6 protein-coding genes and 2 pseudogenes are annotated in these 6,105 nt (G+C 50.5%); all 8 read right to left on the bottom strand.

Going from position 1 to position 6,105, the window contains the following annotated elements; translation table 11 throughout:
• Nucleotides 1–63: 63 nt before the first annotated feature.
• Nucleotides 64–411, bottom strand: coding sequence for a hypothetical protein (locus QRN36_RS25820; protein WP_285426624.1), 348 nt, complete (start codon nucleotides 409–411; stop codon nucleotides 64–66).
• Entirely contained in the window at nucleotides 408–815 is a 408-nt protein-coding gene (locus QRN36_RS27770) for an HNH endonuclease (protein ID WP_373568801.1), read from the bottom strand. The genes QRN36_RS25820 and QRN36_RS27770 overlap by 4 nt, the downstream gene beginning before the upstream one ends.
• Before the next feature lie 3 nt (nucleotides 816–818).
• Nucleotides 819–2,297 (bottom strand): annotated as a pseudogene (locus QRN36_RS25825) (RHS repeat domain-containing protein); the annotation flags it as partial.
• Nucleotides 2,298–2,483: 186 nt separating this feature from the next.
• Entirely contained in the window at nucleotides 2,484–2,999 is a 516-nt protein-coding gene (locus QRN36_RS25830; RefSeq protein ID WP_285426625.1) for an SMI1/KNR4 family protein, read from the bottom strand.
• A gap of 12 nt (nucleotides 3,000–3,011) precedes the next feature.
• On the bottom strand, nucleotides 3,012–3,416 hold the full coding sequence (locus QRN36_RS25835) for an HNH endonuclease (protein ID WP_285426629.1): 405 nt from the start codon (nucleotides 3,414–3,416) through the stop codon (nucleotides 3,012–3,014).
• A pseudogene (locus tag QRN36_RS27775) lies at nucleotides 3,408–3,688 on the bottom strand (hypothetical protein); the annotation flags it as partial. The gene QRN36_RS25835 and the pseudogene QRN36_RS27775, both read right to left, overlap by 9 nt.
• Nucleotides 3,689–4,155: 467 nt before the next feature.
• Nucleotides 4,156–4,599 (bottom strand): DUF6386 family protein, encoded by a 444-nt coding sequence (locus QRN36_RS25845; protein WP_285426626.1) that lies wholly within the window; start codon nucleotides 4,597–4,599, stop codon nucleotides 4,156–4,158.
• Nucleotides 4,600–4,608: 9 nt separating this feature from the next.
• On the bottom strand, nucleotides 4,609–6,105 hold a 1,497-nt coding region (locus QRN36_RS25850), incomplete at its 5' end, for an RHS repeat domain-containing protein (protein WP_285426627.1).

Here is a 6,105-nt window from a genome sequence, read left to right on the forward strand (position 1 = left end):
ATGCGAGCTAAAACAGGACTTAATAAAAATATCTGTTCAATAGACTGACTAGTCATCAAACCATCAGTCAAAGCCTAGAAAGTCATCATGATCCATATAATAATTTAGTGCCGCAATGACATCCCCCAGAGTCGCAGATGGTTTCTGATCATAAACATGATCTACAACATCTTTAAATTGCTGACCGTAATAAAGTAGCTCCAGATTATTATTGCACACAAAATCACTGTGGACCTCGGTGTCATCAACAATTTCTGGATATCGATCTAAATAACAGGCAAGACTTTGCGATATTTCACCAACATCCTCTTCGGCATAGACACAAAGATCATCCATAACGATGTCCCCTGCAAGTACAGCCTGAATAATTAAGCCAATTTCCGCCCGCTCTTGAATATTAAGTTTACTCATCCGCAAGATCCTTTTAGTGGTTGCCCAGTTTTACCGTTGAGTTTACCTTTTCTCCCATCCTTGCCTCCGCCCCATATATCACGCCCACCCTTACCTGTGGGATGGTAGATCCCATGCTTCGATGCGTGATCAGCTCGATCCACGAGTTTTAACACGCCAACATCCTCATGATGGTGCCAAGTGAGCCCTGCCGGGCTGCCAGCCATATTAGGTTTTTTCATCCACGTGTCCAGTTCAGGGTATCGTCCGAGCATGTCTCGGCGGAAGGACGCGTCTGTATTCATTTTGCCGATGAAGTTTTGGTTTGCACGGTTGAATTGCACTCCGTCACTCGAGTAGCGAAGATCTGAAGGGACGGCAAAACTGTCGAAGGAATGGTAGACATTATCTATCCGCGTGCCCATCCATCCAAATGGATCTATCCAACCGATAGCACTAGGCGCGTATTGATATAGATTGAATCCACCCACCAATCCAATCGGATCCTGCGTTATAAACCGCCCCACCTGCGGATCGTAATACCGAAACGTGTTGTAGTGCAGCCCCGTCTCGTCGTCGAAATACTGCCCCTGGAACCGCAGATTCTGCTCGACCCCGTTGACTGCTAGCGCCTCAATCTCACCCCAAGCCTTGTAGGTGGCCTGCCAGACGATGCTGCCCTCAACGTCAGTCATTTCCAGCGGCGTGCCGATCTGGTCGGTGTGGAAGTAGTAGAGCTTCTGTTCGGACTCGCCTTCGTTTTGGTCCACTCGCGCAAGGGGCGCGTAGCTGCCGGGCTCGTATATGTAAAGACTGCTCTGCCACGGCGTTTCTTCGCGCAGCATGCGCAGGCCTTGCCAGAGAAAGTGTTTGTGTTCGGTCTGCCCGTTGATTTCCGACGTCTTGCCGACGCGTCGGCCAAGGCTGTCATAGCGGTAGGTGCCCACGCTGTGAAGCTTGCCATTAACCAACATTTCAGCCTTGACGAGCCGATTTTCGCAGTCGTAGCTGAATGTCTGCAGTTTGGATAAGCCCACCCGCTTTTCGATCAGATTGCCCCACGCATCGTAGGCATATTCCTGATCGCGCCAGTGCTTAATGCGGTTGTCTTTGACCTGATCGAACTGGCTGGTGTTGAAGTTCAGTCGGTTGGCGGCCGCGTCGTAGCGGAACTCCTCGCTGTCGACGAGTCTGCCCGTATCGCGGCTGTGCAACTGGCCGTTGGCTTCGTATTCGTACTTGATCTCGCCGCGCAGCTTGTCGAGGGTGCGGATCAATTCGCCAGCCGGGTCATATTCGTGGCGGCGATGAATCGGGTTCTGGCCGTGTTCAACCAACAGGCTGTTGTCGCCGGGATTGTGAATCTGCGAGAGCTTGTCAGCCGGCATTGTCGACGCGAATTGCCACGCTTTGCGACCCATCGCATCGTAACCGAAGCAACTGGTCAGTTTGCCTTGAGTGCGCAGCACCTCGCGGTGCAGGTCGTCGCGTTCCATGTCGCTGATGAGCAGGCCATCGAGGTTCAGTTGGTGCAGGTGACCGCTGCCGTAGTACAGGTGGTTGAGGTGTTGGCCAGTCGGCAATGTCAGCGTGTTGAGGTTACTCAGCGGATCGTATGCGTAGTCCAGCGCGCCTTGGGGCGTGGTCTCCTTGATCAGACGGCCCAACAGGTCGTACTCGAACGTGAGCGTTTCTTCGCTGACGCCGAGTTTTTTACCGATCGCTGTAGGCAGCCGCGCAATCGACAGCAGGCGATCCACATCGTCGTAGGTGTAATCCTGACGTGCATCCTGGTTGAGTTTGGCGAGCAGACGGCCTATCGAATCGCGTTCGAATTCGGTGCTGCGCTGTGGTCATTCCGCCCGTTCGCCGTAGCCGATTTCATCGACGCGCGTCAGATGCCCGCCCGGGGCCCGCACGCTGTGGCTTGTTGAAGTGCCGTACTACCCTTTCATTTAATAATCTAACCCCTATAGACTAGTAGTTGCTATTGCCATATCCAAAGGCGGTCATACCACCAGGCACCCGGTACAAATCCAAAATAAAAACCTGCTGACATATGCCTATCTATCTAGGTTTACATCAGCAGCAGATCAAATTTCCTCTACAAAATCTGGATTACCATTCGCACTCTCTACAACAAGCGAATAAAATCCACTAAACGTTGATGCAACTAAGAAGAGATTTCCGCTATCTTCCTGCTCCGCGATATCATAGGAATTTAGAGAGTCAGACTCATGCAAATGCGTTCGATCCCAGTAGTACACGCCCTTCTTCTCCCCGCCTATAAGAACATAAGGGTTCCCACCACCATCTTCGCCGATAGCAATGGCGTTCGGAAGAAATTTAAGCTCATCAATAAATTCTTTGTTGAAGCTAACAATGTCGTTACATTCCTCATCAGGCAAAAATCCAAAAAACCTATCAAAACTGATAACACCTTCATCAACAGCCTTCAACGGTATCTGAGCATAATGCGGGGAGGAAAAATAAAGTCCGTTCATTTTATAGAGAAAATCTCGATAGCCAGAAGGTAACTTCTTACCGACTTCCACCTCAATGAAATCAACAACAGTAGATACGAGACCTTTCTTATATAGAATCGGCATAACTTACCTCATTCAACATATAGACTTCATATTCTTTACCCCACCTGAATGGGTAAATCTGTTGTGAATCTTCTGAGGAACTTCTTGCATCGTTTTCATATTTTCATGGTGGTGCCAAGTATTTTTGGCGTAATCTGCAGGCCCTTTAGGCGCAAGAGCATCAGCTTTCCCAAAGTCTCCACCAGGATTTTTGCCATGGTTCCCCTTTAGGTCAGGCACGTCTATCTGCTGACGTTCAAAAGGAGTGAAGTCTGGATGCCCATTAGGGTATCTCACAGTATCGCCTTCCCAGTCACTATATATCCAAGTCCGCCCCTCTATCACCGAATGAACGGAGCCGCCTTTTTCAAACCATTTAGACAAATCTGGAGAGTGAGAAGGTTTTGCGCTCCAGCCCCAATGATCAACGTCCGTCATCTCAAGCGGCGTGCCGATCTGGTCGGTATGGAAGTAATAGAGCTTCTGTTCGGCCTCACCTTCCTGTTGATCGACCCGGGCCAGTGGCGCGTAGCTATTCGGCTCGTAGATATAAAGGCTAGACTGCCACGGCGTTTCTTCCCGCAGCATGCGCAGGCCTTGCCAGAGAAAATGCTTGTGTTCGGTCTGGCCGCTTATCTCGGCTGACTTCCCAATACATAGGCCAAGCTGTCGTAACGGTAGGACCTTACCATCGGCAGCTTGCCGCTAACTTAGCGGGTCGTATTCGTAGTCCAGAGTTCCTGAGGCGTGGTCTCTCGAAGTATCCGATCAACCGAATCATAGAACAATTAGAGCGTTTATTCACCAACGCCGAGATTCTTGCCGGTCGATGCAGGCAGCCGCGCGATCGATCGCAGGCGATCGCCTTAGCCGTAGGCGTAATCTTACGCGCATCCTGATTGAGCTTCGCCAACAAGCGGCTAATTGAGTCATGTTCGAATTCGGCACTGAACTGTGAACGTTCGGCATGCTCTCCGTAGCCGATATAATAGACGCGGGTCAGATGCCAGCCGAAGTCGCAGGTCGAACGACAGGGCAGGTCTTAAAAGAATTTAAATCGCGGGCAGCTCCGCAACCAATTCAGTAAAATAAACTCTCATAGAAGCAGCACACACCGCGCGACTTTACCCAACGTCGAACTCTAAGAGATAAACCCACCTGACATCTGTCAAAAGAATTAAATCCGTATGGATTCCACAATAGAGTTATACTTTGTTTCTGAGGATGAAAACGACAAAACTACATTATTGCCAATTTTTTTATATTTCAACTTGTAGTTACCGGGAGTAAATTGTATCACTTTACCTTGAATAGCGTCCGACCCATCAGGCTCTAAATCCCCTCCAGTGGTATCCTCACCAGCACCAATAAAGATATGACCGGAGGGAAATCCTATATACACACTCCCATCCTCATCACTTATATCGTCAACAATGCTTATACTGTATACACCATCTTGACCAACATTTAAAAAGGTGATGTTACCTTTATTCACCTCATCCACCTCATCCTGTTGAATACTCCACCAATCCGGAGTGTCAGAAATCCTGTGCTTGATGGCCATCAGATCGAAAACCACGATTGTCGCTGTATCGGTTATAACGGAAATATATTGAGTCATCGTAAAACCTCAGTTAAAAATGATAGCACTAATTTTATCGCCGGGGCTTAGACCCGCTCGTCTACCAGCATTCTTTATAGAGCTACCTACGCTTTTATTGATAGTTTCGTCAAGCATCTGCAACCTTTGTGTCGCTGATCCACCTACGATTAGATCGACTGGGTGATCTGCATTGAGCTTAGTCAAATCTGGGGCATGTCCAAACATTCTTTCAAAACGCGCCGCAACTGCTTTCCTATATGATCCTTGGAGCGAGGATATCCTAACGTCATGCGTGCCCGGTGACCAGACCAACTCGCCTCGATTGGCTGCTCGGATCAGTGCATTCTGTTTTTTTGTAAACTGTCTTTGAAGAAACGAACGTTCTGCGCTCGACAGATCAGGGCTGCTAAGTATTTTGGGCTTGTTAACATTCAATGTCGTAGAGCAGGTCCAACCTAATGGATCGACCCTCCCGACAGGATTTGGTGATTGTTGATAAAGATTGACACTCCCTGCCAACCCAATCGGATCCTGCGTAATAAACCGCCCCACCTGCGGATCGTAATACCGAAACGTGTTGTAGTGCAGCCCCGTCTCGTCGTCGAAATACTGTCCCTGGAAACGCAGGTTCTGCTCAACCTCATTGACTGCTAGCGCCTCAACCTCACCCCATGCCTTGTACGTGGCTTGCCAGACAATGCTCCCATCAACGTCCGTCATCTCCAGCGGCGTGCCGATCTGGTCGGTGTGGAAGTAGTAGAGCTTCTGTTCGGACTCACCTTCCTGTTGATCCACTCGCGCAAGGGGTGCGTAGCTGCCGGGCTCGTAGACATAAAGGCTGCTCTGCCACGGCGTTTCTTCGCGCAGCATGCGTAGACCTTGCCAAAGGAAGTGCTTGTGTTCGGTTTGGCCGTTTATCTCGGACGCTTTGCCGATGCGTCGGCCAAGGCTGTCGTAACGATAGGTTCCGATGCCTTGCAGTTTGCCGTTCACCAACGTTTCAGCTTTGACGAGCCGGTTTTCGCAGTCATAGGCGAACGTCTGCAGCGTGCTCAGCCCTACCCGTTTTTCGATCAGGTTGCCCCAGGCATCGTAGGCATATTCCTGATCACGCCAGCGCTTGATGCGGTTGTCTTTGACCTGGTCGAATTGGCTAGTGTTGAAGTTCAGTCGGTTGGCGGCCGCGTCGTAGCGGAACTCTTCGCTGTCGACGAGTCTGCCCGAGTCGCGGCTGTGCAACTGGCCGTTGGCTTCGTATTCGTACTTGATCTCGCCGCGCAGTTTGTCGAGGGTGCGGATCAGTTCGCCAGCCGGGTCGTATTCGTAGCGGCGATGAATCGGGTTCTGGCCGTGTTCAACCAACAGGCTGTTGTCGCCGGGATTGTGAATCTGCGAGAGCTTGTCAGCCGGCATCGTCGATGCGAATTGCCAGCTCTTGCGACCCATGGCGTCATAGCCGAAGCAACTGGTCAGTTTGCCCTGGGTGCGCAGCACCTCGCGGTGCAGGTCATCGCGTTCCATGTC

It is taken from the genome of Pseudomonas sp. efr-133-TYG-103a, from assembly GCF_030209235.1.
Classification (GTDB): Bacteria; Pseudomonadota; Gammaproteobacteria; order Pseudomonadales; family Pseudomonadaceae; genus Aquipseudomonas.

Coding starts and splice junctions, on each gene's coding strand:
- QRN36_RS25820 (WP_285426624.1), bottom strand. CDS start 411: ATGAGTAAACTTAATATTCAAGAGCGGGCGGAAATTGGCTTAATTATT.
- QRN36_RS27770 (WP_373568801.1), bottom strand. CDS start 815: ATGGGCACGCGGATAGATAATGTCTACCATTCCTTCGACAGTTTTGCC.
- QRN36_RS25830 (WP_285426625.1), bottom strand. CDS start 2,999: ATGCCGATTCTATATAAGAAAGGTCTCGTATCTACTGTTGTTGATTTC.
- QRN36_RS25835 (WP_285426629.1), bottom strand. CDS start 3,416: ATGACGGACGTTGATCATTGGGGCTGGAGCGCAAAACCTTCTCACTCT.
- QRN36_RS25845 (WP_285426626.1), bottom strand. CDS start 4,599: ATGACTCAATATATTTCCGTTATAACCGATACAGCGACAATCGTGGTT.